The organism is Streptomyces sp. M41, assembly GCF_043673425.1.
Classification (GTDB): domain Bacteria; phylum Actinomycetota; class Actinomycetes; order Streptomycetales; family Streptomycetaceae; genus Streptomyces.
This window is the reverse complement of the sequence record NZ_JBIMKE010000003.1, coordinates 335,864-352,371: the sequence shown is the minus strand read 5'-3', so window position 1 is coordinate 352,371 and position 16,508 is coordinate 335,864. Positions and strand designations below refer to the sequence as shown.

The following is a 16,508-nucleotide window of genomic DNA, read 5'->3' as shown; positions in this document are numbered from 1 at the left end:
GCAACTACTCGCCATTCCCCACCTCGTCACCCCACCTCATGACCCCTACTCATCGCCCCGCCTGATCACTCCTCCGCTTTGGCCCCTCCTCACCCCCCCTCTTTGGCCCCTCCTCGACGCCCTCGCCCGGTCCCTCAGCCGGCGTCCGGGACCGGGATGGGCCGCTTCTCGATGGCCGCCGCCATCACCTCCGGGAACAGATCGGGCGTGCAGGCGAACGCCGGTGCGCCCAGCGCAGCGAGCGCGGCAGCGTGCTCCCGGTCGTACGCGGGCGCCCCCTCGTCCGACAGCGCCAGCAACGCCACGAACTGCACCCCCGACGCCTTCATCGCGGCGACTCGCTTGAGCATCTCGTCCCGTATGCCTCCCTCGTACAGGTCACTGATCAGCACCACCACCGTCTCCGAGGGCCGGGTGATCTGCGACTGGCAATAGGCGAGCGCCCGGTTGATGTCCGTACCACCGCCGAGCTGGGTGCCGAACAGGACGTCGACGGGATCATCGAGTTGGTCGGTGAGGTCGACGACGGAGGTGTCGAAGACGACGAGCCGCGTGTCGATGGACCGCATGGACGCCAACACGGCCCCGAAAACCGACGCGTACACCACCGAGGCCGCCATCGACCCCGACTGGTCGATGCAGAGGACGACTTCCTTCTTCACGGACTGCGACGCCCGCCCGTACCCGATGAGCCGCTCAGGCACGATCGTCCGGTACTCCGGGAGGTAGTGCTTGAGGTTGGCCGCGATGGTGCGGTTCCAGTCGATGTCGTGGTGGCGTGGCCGGTTGATACGGGCACTACGATCCAGTGCCCCGGTGAGGGTGGCCCGGGTGCGAGTGGCGAGCCGCTTCTCCAGGTCCTGGACGACCTTGCGCACTACGGCACGTGCCGTCTCCTTCGTGGTCTCCGGCATCGCCCTGTTCAGCGACAGCAACGTGCCCACCAGGTGCACGTCCGCCTCGACCGCCTCCAGCATCTCCGGCTCCAGCAGCAGCGTGGACAGCCCGAGCCTGTCTATGGCGTCCCGCTGCATGACCTGGACGACGGAGGACGGGAAGTATGTCCGGATGTCCCCCAGCCACCGTGCCACCGACGGCGCCGAAGCCCCGAGCCCGGCCGAACGGTCCTTCCCCGGCTGCCCTTTGTCCTTCTTGCCGTAGAGAGCGGACAACGCCCCGTCCATCGCCGCGTCCCGCCCGGAGAGCGCGTACCCGGTGCCGTCGGCGTTCTCCCCTCCCAGCACCATCCGCCACCGCCGCAGCCGCTCCTGAGCGGGGTCCGTTGCGTCGGTCGTCATCGGCTCACTCCGCCACGAGCCCGTTCCCACCGCTGCCCCCGCTTCTGCCACTCCTGCGGCTCCTGCCCCTCCTGCCGCTCCCACAGCGGGATCACGGAAACGGTCCTCGTCGTCGGCCGGCCCTGCGCGGTGAAGCCGTACGACTGCTCCACCCCGCCCACGGCTCCGGCCCGTTCCCTCGCCTCCATCACCAGGTCAGTCGTCATCCCGTCGCCCCCACAAGGTCGTTGTCATAGCGGGCGTGCCCCGTGCCCGCCCCCACCCGGTCCAGGCCAAGCAGCAGCCGCACCACCGGCACCACGGCGTCCGCCCGCCCGAAGTCGAGCTCGGCGGCGAAGCCGGGTATGCCCGAACCGCCGATCCCCCCGTCTCTTCGCTCCCCCGGTCCCCTCCGGACCAGCTCGCCCAAGGTCCGCCGGACCCCCGGCTCGTAGGCCGAGAAGGTGCGCCGTAACAGCGGCAGCACATCCGTGAACGCCTGCGCCGACACCCCGGTCAGCCACGCGTCGACCAGGCCGAGCAGCCGCTCGTCGTGCACGAGCAGCATCCCTCCGCCGCCGCCCCCACCGACGAACCCCTCGATCCAAGCCGCCGCATCCCCCGGCGGCGTCCCTGGCGACAACGCGCGCCCCATCAACCGTGCCGCCTCACCCTGCGTCAACTCCCCGTCATCCAGCAGCAGTCGCACGACCCGCCCCCTGATGACACCGGGCACGGTGTCCCGCCCGGACAGCACCCGCAGCACCCCGTGCCATCGGTCGCGCAGATCGCCGTGGCCCAGGGCCATCACGGACGGGTTCGGGGCCGCGCGCACTCCCTGGGCGCCCTCGCCACCCGAGACGCCGCCCGCCTCTCCCGAGGCGGCCACGTCCCCAAGCAACCCCACCGCCGTGTGCACCGCCTCCACATGCCGCCGCATCTCCTGCGCGGCGTCCGCGTCCAGTGCGGCGCAGGCCGGAGGCAGCCCGACGAAGACGCGCTCGGCGAGGCCCGCGGCGACCTCCGCGAGCGCCCCGGTGTCCGTGCCGCGCACATCGCCGTACCGCAGGGAACGGACCAACGCGGGCAGTGCCTGGGCGAGATGGCCTACGTCGGCGTCGAGGGCCGCCCGGTCGGCCAGGATGCTCATCACCGCGGGCAGCGCGTCCGGCAGTTCGGCCAGCAGACAGCGTTCGGCGAGAGCGGTGACGTCGGCGAGGCCCTGTGCGGCCACAGCGTCGGCCTCCGCCTTGGCGGTCGCCGCGCCGACCACGGTGGTCCCCCACACCCCGGCCTCGGCGACCCGCACCGCCAGCTCCGGCTCCCATCGCAGCCGCCACGTCTCCCGAAACGTCCCCGTGCTCCCCCGCGACGCGACCGCCTCGCCCCACTCCACGCCGAGCAGCCGCAGCCGGTGCAACAGCCTGCTGCGCCCGGCGTCGTTCTCCTTGCGCAGGTCGAGCTCCAACTCCCTCTCCAGCGCCTCCGGTTTGATCCGCAGCCGACGCTGGATCCGGTCGAGGTCCCGCTGCAACGGCACCGCCGGCGCCGTCCGAGGCACCTCCCCCAGTACGTCCCCCACGACGAGCCGGTCCCGCACCAGCGCCAACGGCACGTCCGAGCCCTCGCACATCACGGCCCGCACCGCGTCGGTCGTCTCGCTCAGCCCGGGCAACGGCCGCCCGCGCATCGCGGCGAGCGTCTCCGCCAGCCGCACCGCCTCGATCACATGCGCCGAGGACACGATCCGGTCCTCGTCGCGCAGCAGCCCCGCCACCTTGGTCATCCACCGCTCGACCGGCCGGTCCGGCGCGCCGAAGAGGTGCCCGTACCACCCCGGCGAGTCGATCCCCGCCCCGTATCCACTGGCCCGGCCCAACCGGCGATGAGTCCAGGGCACCCAGGTCATCTCGACCTTGACCTTCGGCAACCCCTTCAGCAGTGCCTTGTCGGCGGCCACGGTGCTCCGCTGCCGCAAGGCAGGCGCATGCCACGCCCCGCACACCACGGCGACCGCGTCACCGAACTCCCGCTGCGCCGCCCGCACTTGGAGCCGCATGTAAGCCTCGCGCACGAGATCCCGCTCGTGCCCCCCGCTTCCGTACACCTCCCGCAGTGCCCCCATGGCCTCCTCGAGCCCGGCGAACGGCGCGAGCACATCCCCGTCGCCCCCTCCCCGGTGCTCCACGACGTCCTCCCACCACCGCTCGGGATCGTCGTACCCGGCGGTCTCGGCGAGCACGGCAAGCGGGTCGACGCGGACATCGGCCCGGACATCGGCCCGGACGTCCTCCTCGCCGGCCCGCGCTCCCCTGGGCTCGTCACCAGGCGTATCACCGGGCTCGTCACCGGGCTTGTCACCGGGCTTGTCACCGGGCTTGTCGGTGGGCCCCAGCTCCGCCTCGTCCCTGCCCCACGCCAGCGTGTGCGTCGCCGGAAGGTCGATGAAGCGGGCCGGAACCCGGTGCTCCAGGGCCCAGCGGATGGCAACCCACTCCGGGGAGAACTCGGCCAGTGGCCAGAAGGCCGACCGGCCGGGCTCGTCCACGGCGTGGGCGAGGAGGGCGACCGGCGGGCGCATGGCCTCGTCCTCGGCGAGCGGGACCAGGGCATCGGCCTCGGGCGGCCCTTCGATCAGTACGGCGCGCGGCCGGACCGTGTCCAGCGCGGCGCGCACCGCCCTGGCCGACCCAGGCCCGTGGTGCCGTACGCCGAGCAGCAGCGGCCCCGCCGGCCTGGACACGGGAGCCGGTGCGATCGACGTACCCGGCCCGGCCGGCACTGCCCTCGCCTCGCCCGAGCCCGTGTCCGCCACCTGGCTCCCCGCCCTCTCAACGCCTGTCACATCGACCCCCTCGCCTTGCACCCACGTGTATCCCCGCTCCCGCCGCCCGTGCTCACACCGCCGCCCTCGCGCCCCCTCGCTCACCCGTGCTCACGCCTCGGCGCTCCCCTTCTGCGCGCACCCCCAGCGCTCCCCCTCTGCGCCCGCCCTCAGGCTCGTCGCACCGATCCCATTCACAGCCTCCGCGCTGACAGCCTCCGTGCTCGCGCCGCCCGGCCCGCCCCCTGCCGTCCGGAAGCACCGCCTGCCATGGATCCACCGCCTGCCATGGATCCGCCGCCCGTCTTCGATCCGCCGCTCGGGCGGCCCCACCCCAGGTCGTCGCTCACGCGCTCACCTCCCGGCACGCTCGGTAGAAGTCCGTCCAGCCGTCCCGTTCACGCACGACCGCCTCCAGGTACTCCTGCCAGACGACCCGGTCGGCTGCCGGGTCGCGGACCACGGCGCCGAGGATGCCCGCGGCGACATCCCCGGAGCGCAGCACACCGTCACCGAAGTGAGCGGCCAGTGCCAGGCCGTTGGTGACGACGGATATCGCCTCGGCGGTCGAGAGCGTGCCGCTCGGCGTCTTCACCTTCGTGCGGCCGTCGGCGGTGATCCCGTCGCGCAGCTCACGGAACACGGTCACGACGCGGCGGATCTCATCGATGCCGTCGGGCGCCGTCGGCAGGTCGAGCGAGCGGCCGATCTGGTCGACGCGGCGCGAGACGATGTCCACCTCGGCCTCGACGCTCTCCGGCAACGGCAGCACGACCGCGTTGAACCGGCGGCGCAGGGCGCTGGAGAGGTCGTTGACGCCGCGGTCGCGGTCGTTGGCCGTGGCGATCAGGTTGAACCCGCGAACCGCCTGCACCTCCTGCCCCAACTCCGGTATGGGCAGTGTCTTCTCGGACAGAATCGTGATCAGCGTGTCCTGCACGTCGGCCGGGATACGGGTCAGCTCCTCGACGCGTGCGGTCATCCCGTCCGCCATGGCCCGCATGACAGGGCTCGGCACCAGGGCGTCACGGCTGGGGCCGTGCGCGAGCAGCTGCGCGTAGTTCCAGCCGTACCGGATCGCTTCCTCCGGTGTGCCGGCCGTGCCCTGCACCAGCAGTGTGGAGTCGCCGCTGACGGCCGCCGCCAAATGCTCGGAGACCCAGGTCTTCGCGGTGCCGGGCACCCCGAGCAGCAGCAGGGCACGGTCGGTGGCGAGTGTGGTGACGGCGACCTCGACGATGCGGCGCGGACCCACGTACTTCGGTGTGATCACCGTGCCGTCCGGCAGCGTGCCACCGAGCAGATAGGTGGCCACGGCCCAGGGCGACATCCTCCAGCGGGCCGGGCGCGGACGGTCGTCCTGCGCGGCCAGTGCGGCGAGTTCCTCGGCAAAGGCGTCCTCGGCATGCGGCCGCAACGCCTCGGCCGCCGCCGTCTCCCCTGCTGCGGCGGTTGTCGGATCTACGGACACAGGCATGGCAAAGTCCCCCTCCAGCTCGACCGGTTCAGCCGCTTCGGATCTGGCATCCACGTTGCACCACGCCACTGACAACGCGATCCGACCTGCGAAAACGCCCTCGCCGGGCCGACCGCGGGACCTTGGTCGAGGGCGATTGTCAGTGGGGGGATCTACCTTCGATGGCATGACTCAGCAGGGGGTGCGCTGGACCGCGGACCAGGTGCTGGCACTGGCGCCTGACCCCGCGTCACGCAAAGCGGGAAGCAAACTCGGTGGGGCCGGGCCATGGTCCGAGGCGGGCAGTTGTGACGAGGGGACGGTGTGGGGGCTGTGCAAGGGCAGTGGCAGCAAGCCGTATCAGACGGTCGTCGACATCGCGGACGCGACAGGGCCCGCGTACAAGTGCAGTTGCCCGAGCCGGAAGTTCCCGTGCAAGCACGCGCTCGGGCTGCTGCTGCTCTGGGCGGGCGTAGAGGACGCGGTACCGCCCGGGTCGCCGCCGGACTGGGCGGAGCAGTGGATAAGGGGGAGAAGGCAGCGGGCAGAGGAGAAGCGGGCTGCGGACGCGTCCGGTTCCGCCTCCGGGGTAGGTGACCCGGAGGCAGCTCGGCGGAGGGCGGAGCGCCGGGCCATGCGGGTCACCGCGGGTGCGACGGAGCTGGAGCAGCGCCTGGCCGACCTGCTGCGCGCCGGTCTGGCCGGTGCGGAACAGGCCGGGTACGGCCAATGGGAAGAGATGGCGGCCCGCATGGTCGACGCGCAGGCCCCCGGCCTGGCCGCGCGGGTACGGGAGTTGGGGACCATCCCGGCGTCCGGTCCCGGCTGGCCGGTGCGTCTGCTCGAGGAGTGCGCCCTGCTCCACCTCCTCGACCAGGGCTGGCTGCGCCGCGAGGAGCTGCCCGCGGACCTGGCGGACACGGTCCGCTCCCGCGTCGGCCTTCCCGCGTCAGCGGACGGCAAGCCCGTGCGGGACCGCTGGCTGGTGCTGGCCCAGTACGACACGGCTGACACAAAGCTCACGACGCGCCGGATATGGCTGTACGGCGCCGACTCGGACCGTACCGCGCTGCTCCTCTCCTACGGCGCCGCCGGCCGCGCCCCGGAGCTGGCTCTGCCGGTGGGGCTGACCCTGGAAGCCGAGGTGTCGGCGTATCCGGGGGCGGGACAGCTGCGGGCCTCCTTGGGCGAGCAGTTCGCACCGCCCGCGCCGGCGGCGATACGACCACCCGGTGTGACGACGACCGAGGCGACGGCCCGGTACGGCGAGGCACTGCGCGGCGATCCCTGGCTGGACTCCGTGCCGGTGACGCTGAACCGGGTCGTACCGACCCCGGACGGCGACTCCTGGCAGCTGGCGGACGCCGACACGGACACGGCGTTGCCGCTCTCCCCGGCCGCCCGTGCCCGCCCGGGCCTGTGGCGTCTGATCGCGCTGTCGGGTGGCGCGCCGGTCAAGGTGTTCGGCGAGTGCGGCCACCGCGGCTTCACGCCGCTGACCGCCTGGCCGGAGGGCGCGGGAGAGGCGGTGCAGCTGTGCTGAGCGACGCGTCGCGCTGCGAAGTCCGGGTGGGCAGCCGCTCGCCCATCACTCGGGCGAAACGTCCGTCCCGGCGCGGCAGGCCCCCGACGGCCGGGGCCGGATCGCCGGCCACCGACGGATACCCGCCGCAGCACCCGGCGACCGCGTCCACGGCCGTCGGGACGTGGCGGACCGCCGCCGCCTCGGCACGAGAGACCGGGCCAACCAGGGCGGACCGCCCTCATCCGAGGGCGGATCGACACACCCGGCGGCGGGCCGCCCCCACGCTCAGCAGATCGCCAGATCGACAGATCGCCAGATGCCAGATGCCAGATCGACAGAGAGGAATGAACCGATGACCAGCCCTACCGCTCCCGCCGCGTCGTCGGCACCGCCCGCCTGGGAGGACCTCGTCACCACGGCACTGCTGGGGACGGACCGCCGCCCGCCCCCGGACCGCCCACCGGGCCGCGAGGCCCCCGTGGCACTGCTGGACGCGGCTGCCATGGAGACGGTGCGGAGGCGGGCCGGTCTGCGCCCGGCGCCGGCGGCGCGGCGGCCACAGCCGGCCCCGGACGACCCGCGACCGGCGCTGCCCCCGGCGGCAGCCCGCAGGCTTGCGATGCTGCTGGCGGACCGCCCCGGCGCGGGGGGCGGTGGCCGCAGAGGCACCGCACCCGACCTCATGGAGCTGCTGCCGCAGTGGCTCGCCACAGCCAACGACCACGGTTTCGCGCCCCCTCCTCAGGCGCTGCCCGCGCTCTTGGACGCGGCGAGGGGACGGACGGATCTGCGGCCGGCGGCATTGCGGTTCGCGGGCTCCCGGGCGGTGTGGCTGGCCCGGCTGAACCCCGACTGGCGCTTCGCCCTGCGTGCGGCACCCGGCGGGGGCGCGGCGCTGCCCCACCTCGACGATGCGGCCGAGGTGCAACAGCTTTGGCAGGAGGGCCTGTTCGCCGAGCGCGTCGCCCTGCTCGCCGCGATCCGTGCACGCAAGCCCGCCGCCGCACGCGAGCTGCTCACCACGACCTGGGCGACTGAGCGGGCCGAGGACCGGCTGATGTTCCTGGACTCGCTGCGGACCGGGTTGAGCCCGCAGGACGAGCCGTTCCTGGAGCAGGCGCTGGCAGACCGGAGCCGCAATGTCCGGGCGACGGCGGCCGAGCTGCTCTCGGCGCTGCCCGGCTCGGCGCTCGCCGCGAGGATGGCCGTGCGCGCCGGGGCGTGCGTGGCGCTGGACCGCACACAGGACCTGCCGACGATCAGCGTCGAGGCACCGCACGAGTGCGACGCGGGTGTGGAACGCGACGGCGTGGTGTCCAAGGCGCCGCCGGGGCGGGGTGAGCGGTCCTGGTGGTTCGGTCAGTTGGTGGAGGCGGCGCCGCTCGGGGCGTGGCCGGGCCGGCTCGGCGGCCGTACACCTCAGGAGATCGTCGCGCTCCCCGTGGCGGACGACTGGCAGGGCGAGCTGCACGCGGCATGGTGCCGTGCGGCGGTCCGACAGCGGGACGGCGAGTGGGCGAGGGCGCTGCTCGGGTCGCCGTCGGCACCGGAGGCCGGCGGTCCGGGCGCGGTCTCGCTGGCCGAGCGCGCGAAACTGCTCGGGACCTTGGGCTCCGCCGAGCGGGCCGAGTGGGTCGCCGGGTTCATAGCGACGCATGGCCTGTCCGAGGCGTTTCAGCTGCTCGGGGTGTGTGCGGTGCCGTGGGCTCCGCCGCTCGGGCGGGCGGTCGTGGACGCGCTCAACATCGCGCGGGACGCGGGGAGTTATCCATGGAGTTTCAGCGGAGTGATGGGGCTGGCCGAGCGCTGTCTCGACCCGGTGGAGGCAAACCGGCTCGACGCTCTGCTGGCGATACCGGACGAATTGGAGGACGCGTCACCGGGAGCCGGCGGGTACTGGGCGGAGGCGTTCCAGCGCCTGGTCACGACGCTACGGTTGCGGGCAGCCATGATCGACGAGCTGATGCCACCCGGTCCGCCCGACGCTTGAGGTCCGGCCTGTTCAGGGCCCAGGCGAGCAGTGCCGCGTCAGGGCCGAGGTGCGCAGTGCCCCTCAGGGCCGAGGTGCGCAGTGCCCCGTCAGGGGCTCGGCGCGCAGTCCCTCGTCAGGGCCGAGGCGTGCGGTGCCGCTCAGGGCCGCGGCAAGTAGCGCCGCTTCAGCCCGGCGCGGGTGTGAACGGAGCCGCAGGCCGGGGAACAGCCGCCGCCCCCGCCGGACCACGCCACGCCACCCCACGGCCGCTGTGCACCGCAGTGCACCGCACCGCACACACCGAAGTCGGCTCAACCGCCGGAGGCAGCAGGCTGCCGGACATTCGCCCGCACCCAGTCCACGATCGCCTGTGTCGTGGCCCCCGGGGTGAAGATCTCCGCGACGCCCTTCTCCTTCAGCGGCGGAATATCCGCTTCAGGAATGATTCCGCCACCGAAGACCTGGATGTCCTCCGCGTCGCGCTCCTTGAGGAGGTCGATCACCGCGGCGAAGAGCGTGTTGTGGGCACCGGAGAGGATGGAGAGGCCGATGGCGTCGGCGTCCTCCTGAATGGCGGTGTCGACGATCTGCTCGGGCGTCTGGTGAAGCCCGGTGTAGATGACCTCCATGCCGGCATCGCGCAACGCCCGCGCGATGACCTTGGCTCCTCGATCGTGGCCGTCGAGCCCCGGCTTGGCCACCACCACGCGGATCGGACCGGCTGCCACACCCATCACTGCCTCCATGAAGCGACTACATACATCCGTACCGACAAGTACCGCTCATATATGAGTTATGCCGCACTTGGCGCACATGCCATACATGGTGCACGTATCGCATTGTCCGCCGCTCACGGCGCCGGACGGACCATCCCGGCACGGACGCCCCGAGCCTCACTGCCCGGGAAGTGAACGAACGTTATCTCCAGCATCCCGCAACCGGCAGTTTCGCGGTGCAGACCGAGGGGGAAATCACACGGTGGGACACGTTCGCCGCGCACCGTTCCACATCATTGCGGCACACGGGCCGCAACAGTCTGCGGCACACGCGCCGCAGCGGGACCATGCGCAACGGGAGCCGCAACGAGGTCGCCGCACCACCGCGCCACAAGCCGCGCGACGTGGCGGTGCTGCGCATCGACGGTGGCAGGCAGGGCACGTAGGGCAGGTAAGGCACGACAGCGGGGAGCCTCGTCGCCGACACCGACAGGGAGCCTCGTCAGGCGATCGACGCACCACGGCCACCCGGGCCGGCGCACGCCACGCGCCTCGCTTGCCCCCACGCGCCCCTCCACACCCCCCGCCGACCACCTCCGCCGCGACTTAAACGAGGGCACACGGGGGCCGGAGCCGTCCTCCTGCGTGCCACAAGGAGGTCGGCCATGAAGGTCACCGGGGCAGCACTTCCCTTTCTTCCGCTCTGTCGGCGCCTGCTCCCGAGCAGACTGGCCGGCCTCTCCCTGGCCCTGCTGAAGGCGACCGCCCTGGAGATCGCGATCCTCGCCGGACATCTGCTCCTGTATCCGTCCGGTATCGCGCAGGAGCGCCGGGCCGCCCCCGCGCTCCCCCCACACGACACCGCGCAACTGCCGACGGAGACCAAAACCCCCGTCGTCCTGCTGCATGGCTTCATCGACAACCGCTCGGTCTTCGTCCTGCTGCGCCGCAGTCTCGCCCAGCACGGCAGGCACCAGGTCGCGTCGCTCAACTACTCACCGCTGACCTGTGACATCCGCGCCGCCGCCGAGCTGCTCGGCCGCCACATAGAGGAGATCTGCGAGCGCACCGGCAGCCACCAGGTGGACATGGTCGGACACAGCCTCGGCGGGCTGATAGCGCGCTATTACGTGCAGTGTTTGGGCGGCGACCTCAGGGTCCGCACACTCGTCACGCTCGGCACTCCGCACTCCGGCACCCGGGTCGTCCCGCTGGCCAACGCGCATCCGATCGTGCGTCAGATGCGCCCGGGTTCAGCGGTCCTGGAAGAACTGGCCGGCCCGGCACCCGGTTGCCGTACGCACTTCGTGAGCTTCTGGAGCGACCTCGACCACCTGATGGTTCCGCTGGAAACGGCCTGCATCGACCACCCGGACCTGCTGGCGCACAACGTCCGGGTGAGCGGCATCGGCCACCTCGCCCTGCCGGTGCACCCCGCCGTGGCGACCGGCATACGGCAGGCACTCGACACCGCGGGGCCGCAGGCGGAAGCAGCCAGGAAGGCCGACGGCCTGACCGTGGCGTAACGGCTACTGCCCGACCACGAGCCCCGACGACAGGCCCCGGCACACTGGCCCCGGCCCACCGGCCCGGCGCCGGATCCGGCGCCGGTCTGAGGCCACCGACGAGCGCCGGCAGGCAGGACTCACGACAGGGACCACCCACCCCAGAAGGCGAGGCCCACCCACCGTCGGCGGCCTCCACCCGCGCCCCACGAACCACCCAGAGCCACCACGCCGCACCCACGCCCTGCCCATGCGCCACCCACGCCCCGCCCACGGAATACGCATACGGCTCGCGCCCCCACCGGGCACACCACCTCGCCGCACACCCCCGGAACAGCCGAGCGACGTCGAACAGCCTTCGAACACAAGGCCAAACTCGCGCCCGCAGTCCGCCAAAACACGGCCGAATGCCCGTTTCCTTCGCGCGCGAAACCTGCCGAAGATTGTCGTGCCCGCATACCGCCGGGTACAGTCGCCGCACTGCTCTGGCAGCCCCTGTTGTCGAGGCGAGAGAGAAGTTGGTGAACGATCGTCACCCGTCGGGGATCATGACCTCCCCGACTCCGGCTTCCGATGCCGCCTCGGCGCACTACGCGCCGTACGGCGCACAGGACGCCCATTACGGTGACTCCACCACGTACGGTGCCTACGACGCCACTCATTTCGACACCACAGGCCACGGCCACGCCACCCCGTCCTTCGACGCGGACCCCCTGTTCGGCAGCCTTCCCGGCGAGAACACGGGCGGGTACGACGCCACACAGTGGTCCACGGGCAGCCAGCACACCCTGAACTACGACGCCTACGCGGCGCAGCACCACGCCGCCTACGACACCGGCGCGTACGACGCCACGGCGTGGACAACCGGCCATCAGCAGCTGTCGTTCGTCCCGCAGCAGGCCACCGGTCACGACACCTCCGGGCAGTGGGATGCGAGCGCCTGGACCCAGCCGGACCAGTCCGGCACCCCGGCCGACCAGACCCAGCACTGGGAATGGGGCACGCAGACCTTCGAGACCGGGACGTACGACGCGACCCAGTGGAACTCCGACGGCGGCGCCACCCCCACCGCGCAGCCGGCCGACGAGTACGAGCAGTCAGCAGAATCCTTCGATCAGCAGGCCACGGCCCACTTCGAGCAGGTCGAGCACGCCGCCCAAACCGGCTACGAGGACCCCGACGGGGACGACAGCGAGCTGACCGCCACCGGTCAACTGCCCGAAGTGACCCCCCTCCTCGACGAGCAGGAGGAGACGGCCCCGGCCCCCTCCCCCCGCGCCCCCTCCCCCCGCGCCGCCTCCCGCAGCGGGGCGCGCTCCCGCCGCCGTACGCCCCCCAAGCGCTCCGCGCTGCTGACGATCGCTGTTCCGTCGGTGTGTGTGATGGGCGTCGCGGGCATCGCCGCCGCCTCGGTAGGCACCCTGACCGACGATCCTGAGACGACGGCGACCGCTGCGGACGGCGAGGCCGTGAAGCCGTCCACCGCGAACAACAAGCTGGACGCCCAGCTGGAGACCCTCGCCGCCGGCGCCGACGACTTCGCCGACCGGGCCAGCCGTACGCAGGAGCGCATCGACCTCAAGGCCCAGCAGGCGGCCGAGAAGCGGAAGGCCGCCGAGGAGGCGGCCCGTAAAGAGCGGCTGCGTCCGAAGTTCGCCCTTCCGGTCGCGCAGCACGGGCTCAGCGCGTACTACGGCCAGTCCGGCATCAACTGGATGTCCCTGCACACCGGCATCGACTTCCCCGTTTCCTACGGCACGACAGTCATGGCCGCGACCGACGGCACCGTCCGCACCCAGTGGAACAGCGCCTACGGCAACATGATGATCGTGACCGCGAAGGACGGCACGGAGACGTGGTACTGCCACCTCTCCAGCTACCGCGTCGCCTCGGGTACGACGGTCAAGGCCGGCGACTCCATCGCGTACTCCGGCAACTCCGGCAACTCCACCGGCCCGCACCTGCACTTCGAGGTCCGCCCCGGAGGTGGCGAGGCCATAGACCCCCTGTCCTGGCTGCGCAGCCACGGGATCGACCCGTCGTAAACCCGTAAGACCCGGCGGCCGTTACGTCGTACAACTCCCTGCCATACGCGACCGCCCCGCGCGTACCCCATTCCCCGTTCGCCCCATCGACTTCCTCATGCGCCCCCACCCCTCAGCGGAGGCGCACACATAACCGGGCTACGGGCACCGGCAACCGGCAACCGGCAACCGGCAACCGGCAACCGGCTAGAGCTTCTCCACCGGCGCATACCGCAGCAGCAACCGCTTCGGCTTGGTGTCGCCGAAGTCGATCGTCGCCTCGGCGTTCGCGCCCGTCCCCTTGACCGCCGTCACGGTGCCCAGGCCGAACTGGTCGTGGGTGACCCGGTCGCCGACCGCCAGTTGGACCACCGGCTTCTCGGAGGTCCGCCGAGTGGCGAAGCCCGACGCGCCCGACGCCGAGGAGCGCGAGCGCGACGAGGACAGCGAGGCGGCCACGCCGGCCGCCGGACCGGACGACACGGGCGCGGTCGCCCCCGTCCGCTTCCAGTCCACATGCGCCGCCGGGATCTCCTCCAGGAAGCGGGAGGGCGGGTTGTACGAAGGCTGCCCCCACGCACTGCGCATCGACGACCGCGTCAGATACAGCCGCTCACGCGCGCGCGTGATGCCGACGTACGCGAGCCGCCGCTCCTCCTCCAGCTCCTTGGTCTGTCCGAGGGCGCGCATATGGGGGAAGACGCCGTCCTCCATGCCGGTGAGGAAGACGACCGGGAACTCCAGGCCCTTGGCGGTGTGCAGGGTCATGAGGGTGATGACGCCGGAGCCGTCCTCCTCCTCGTCGGGGATCTGGTCGGAGTCGGCGACGAGCGCGACCCGCTCCAGAAAGTCCGCGAGCCCGCCGGAGGCCTCGCCCTCGCCCGTCTCCTGCTCGAACTCCAGGGCGACGGCGGCTAGTTCCTGAAGGTTCTCGATCCGGGTCTCGTCCTGAGGATCCGTGGACGCCTGCAACTCGGCGAGATAGCCGGTCCGTTCGAGGACCGCTTCCAGCACGGTCGCCGGTCCCGCGCCGGACTCGACGATCGTACGGAGCTCCTCCATCAGCGTGTTGAACCGCTTGACGGCGTTGGTCGACCGCGCGGCCATGCCGTACGCCTCGTCCACGCGGCGCAGCGCCTGCGGGAAGCTGATCTTCTCCCGTTGCGCGAGGGCGTCGATCATCGCCTCGGCGCGATCACCGATGCCTCGCTTGGGTACGTTCAGGATCCGGCGCAGCGGCACGGTGTCCTCGGGGTTGGCCAGCACCCGCAGGTACGCGAGGACGTCCCGGACCTCCTTGCGCTCGTAGAACCGAACCCCGCCGACGACCTTGTACGGCAGGCCGACGCGGATGAAGACTTCCTCGAAGACTCGGGACTGGGCGTTCGTCCGGTAGAAGACGGCCACATCGCCCGCCTTCGCGTCACCCGCGTCCGTGAGTCGGTCTATCTCGTCGGCGACGAACTGCGCCTCGTCGTGCTCGGTGTCCGCGACATAGCCGGTGATACGGGCGCCCGCGCCCGCGTTGGTCCACAGGTTCTTGGGGCGGCGGGACTCGTTGCGCTCGATGACCGCGTTGGCGACGGTGAGGATCGTCTGCGTCGACCGGTAGTTCTGCTCGAGCAGGATCGTCGTCGCGTCCGGGTAGTCCTCCTCGAACTGGAGGATGTTGCGAATGGTCGCGCCGCGGAAGGCGTAGATCGACTGGTCGGCGTCGCCCACCACGCACAGCTCGGCGGGCGGGACGTCGTAATCGCTGGGCGGCACGTCGACGGGGTGCTCACGCGTGCCGACGAGCTCGCGCACCAGCGCGTACTGGGCGTGGTTGGTGTCCTGGTACTCGTCGACGAGGACATGCCGGAACCGGCGGCGGTAGTGCTCGGCCACGTCCGGGAAGGCGCGCAGCAGATTGACCGTCGTCATGATCAGGTCGTCGAAGTCCAGGGCGTTCGCCTCGCGCAGCCGTGACTGGTACAGGGCGTACGCCTGAGCGAGCGTCTTCTCGAAGCCGTCCGTCGCCTGGGCGGCGAAGTCCTCCTCGTCGATCAGCTCGTTCTTCAGGTTGCTGATCTTGGCGCTGAAGGACTTGGGCGGGAACCGCTTCGGGTCGAGGTCCAGATCACGGCAGACGAGCGCCATCAGCCGCTTGCTGTCGGCGGCGTCGTAGATCGAGAACGATGACGTGAACCCGAGCTTCTTGCTCTCCCTGCGCAGGATGCGTACGCACGCACTGTGGAAGGTCATCACCCACATCGCGTTCGCGCGCGGGCCGACCAGCTGCTCGACCCGCTCCTTCATCTCGCCCGCGGCCTTGTTCGTGAAGGTGATCGCCAGGATCTGCCCCGGATGCACCTTCCGCTCGGCCAGCAGATGCGCGATGCGATGCGTGAGCACACGCGTCTTGCCCGACCCCGCTCCGGCCACGATGAGCAGCGGGGTGCCGGAGTGGACGACGGCCGCACGCTGGTTCTCGTTGAGCCCCTCCAGCAGCGCGGCGGCGTCGAGCGCGGGACGCGGGGCGCCGTCGCGGTAGTAGTCGTCCCGGTCCGGCGGCACGTCGAACTTCCCGCCGAACAGATCGTCCGGAACCGACTCCGGAGCGTGATCGTCCTCGGGCGGTGGCGGGTGTTCTTCCTCGTGGGCCCGAGGGGCCTTGAGGTCCGCCAGGAAGCTGTCGTCAAAGAGGCTGCTCATCGCTCTCCGAGTCTAGGGCGCCCCACTGACAGCCCGCCGCCACCCCGAGAACATCGCCCCTCCGAGATCCGGATGATCTTCCCCAATCAGCCAAGAGCCCCACCCCCCACCCTCCAGCACCGCCCGATCACGATCCGTTACACCAGCCCACCCCATTCCGCCGATCACCTCACAGCAGGACAAAAGCTGGCAACTCCACCCCCAATAACCATGATCTGCGTCACCCTGACCGAAGGTCACGAAAATGTATCGGGCATATCGAACATCAACCTTCACAGGCGCCACACGAGTTGGCTACCGTGCCGGACAGGCCGTACGACCCCCACCGGCGAACGACGCCGGGCCGCACGGCCTCCGCCGAGTCCGGTCCGCCACAGCGACCGGAGCCGGGGACCCACCGAACTTGGGGTGAATCGGCCCGACTTCCCTTCCCCGGGAACGGCCGTAGGGCAACCCTTCCGAACCACCCGCCCGAACCCGACAGCTAACTCGGTAGGCGGAACGTGGAAGGAGTC

At 71.4% G+C, this 16,508-nt stretch carries 11 protein-coding genes and 1 riboswitch; of the genes, 5 read left to right on the top strand and 6 right to left on the bottom strand.

From position 1 onward, the window contains the following. Positions 1-134 precede the first annotated feature (134 nt). The 4 genes from ACHBTE_RS06045 to ACHBTE_RS06030 form a co-directional block, all read right to left on the bottom strand. Positions 135-1,298 carry a VWA domain-containing protein gene (locus ACHBTE_RS06045; protein ID WP_394722334.1) on the bottom strand — a complete coding sequence of 388 codons (1,164 nt, stop codon included), beginning with the start codon at positions 1,296-1,298 and terminating at the stop codon, positions 135-137. After that, entirely contained in the window at positions 1,295-1,504 is a 210-nt protein-coding gene (locus tag ACHBTE_RS06040) for a hypothetical protein (protein ID WP_394722333.1), read from the bottom strand. The genes ACHBTE_RS06045 and ACHBTE_RS06040 overlap by 4 nt, the downstream gene beginning before the upstream one ends. Then, on the bottom strand, positions 1,501-4,059 hold the full coding sequence (locus ACHBTE_RS06035) for a DUF5682 family protein (RefSeq protein ID WP_394722483.1): 2,559 nt from the start codon (positions 4,057-4,059) through the stop codon (positions 1,501-1,503). Before ACHBTE_RS06035 ends, ACHBTE_RS06040 begins: the two co-directional genes overlap by 4 nt. A 388-nt stretch (positions 4,060-4,447) precedes the next feature. Further along, entirely contained in the window at positions 4,448-5,578 is a 1,131-nt protein-coding gene (locus ACHBTE_RS06030) for an AAA family ATPase (protein WP_394722332.1), read from the bottom strand. 166 nt (positions 5,579-5,744) lie between these two features. Between ACHBTE_RS06030 and ACHBTE_RS06025 the strand changes: the two genes are divergently transcribed. Both ACHBTE_RS06025 and ACHBTE_RS06020 read left to right on the top strand, forming a co-directional pair. Then, positions 5,745-7,100: an SWIM zinc finger family protein gene (locus ACHBTE_RS06025; RefSeq protein WP_394722331.1), complete on the top strand. Its 1,356-nt coding sequence runs from the start codon at positions 5,745-5,747 to the stop codon at positions 7,098-7,100. 334 nt (positions 7,101-7,434) lie between these two features. Then, positions 7,435-9,072 carry a DUF5691 domain-containing protein gene (locus ACHBTE_RS06020; protein ID WP_394722329.1) on the top strand — a complete coding sequence of 546 codons (1,638 nt, stop codon included), beginning with the start codon at positions 7,435-7,437 and terminating at the stop codon, positions 9,070-9,072. A gap of 293 nt (positions 9,073-9,365) precedes the next feature. Here the strand turns inward: ACHBTE_RS06020 and ACHBTE_RS06015 are convergent, their stop codons facing one another. Further along, entirely contained in the window at positions 9,366-9,788 is a 423-nt protein-coding gene (locus ACHBTE_RS06015; RefSeq protein ID WP_394722482.1) for a cobalamin B12-binding domain-containing protein, read from the bottom strand. 173 nt (positions 9,789-9,961) lie between these two features. Here ACHBTE_RS06015 and ACHBTE_RS06010 point away from each other — a divergent pair, with 173 nt between their 5' ends. The 3 genes from ACHBTE_RS06010 to ACHBTE_RS06000 all read left to right on the top strand — a co-directional run bounded on the left by ACHBTE_RS06010 (position 9,962) and on the right by ACHBTE_RS06000 (position 13,320). Continuing rightward, positions 9,962-10,216, top strand: a complete 255-nt coding sequence (locus tag ACHBTE_RS06010; RefSeq protein WP_394722328.1) for a hypothetical protein — start codon at positions 9,962-9,964, stop codon at positions 10,214-10,216. 219 nt (positions 10,217-10,435) lie between these two features. Then, the gene (locus ACHBTE_RS06005) at positions 10,436-11,296 is read left to right on the top strand and encodes an esterase/lipase family protein (protein WP_394722327.1); all 861 of its coding nucleotides are present in this window, start codon (positions 10,436-10,438) and stop codon (positions 11,294-11,296) included. 527 nt (positions 11,297-11,823) lie between these two features. Then, entirely contained in the window at positions 11,824-13,320 is a 1,497-nt protein-coding gene (locus ACHBTE_RS06000; RefSeq protein ID WP_394722326.1) for a M23 family metallopeptidase, read from the top strand. 186 nt (positions 13,321-13,506) lie between these two features. Here ACHBTE_RS06000 and pcrA read toward each other — a convergent pair whose 3' ends face one another. After that, a complete protein-coding gene (gene pcrA, locus ACHBTE_RS05995; RefSeq protein ID WP_394722325.1) occupies positions 13,507-15,993 on the bottom strand; it encodes a DNA helicase PcrA in 2,487 nt (828 codons plus the stop codon). Between the two features lie 345 nt (positions 15,994-16,338). Further along, positions 16,339-16,508: riboswitch (cyclic di-AMP (ydaO/yuaA leader) on the top strand.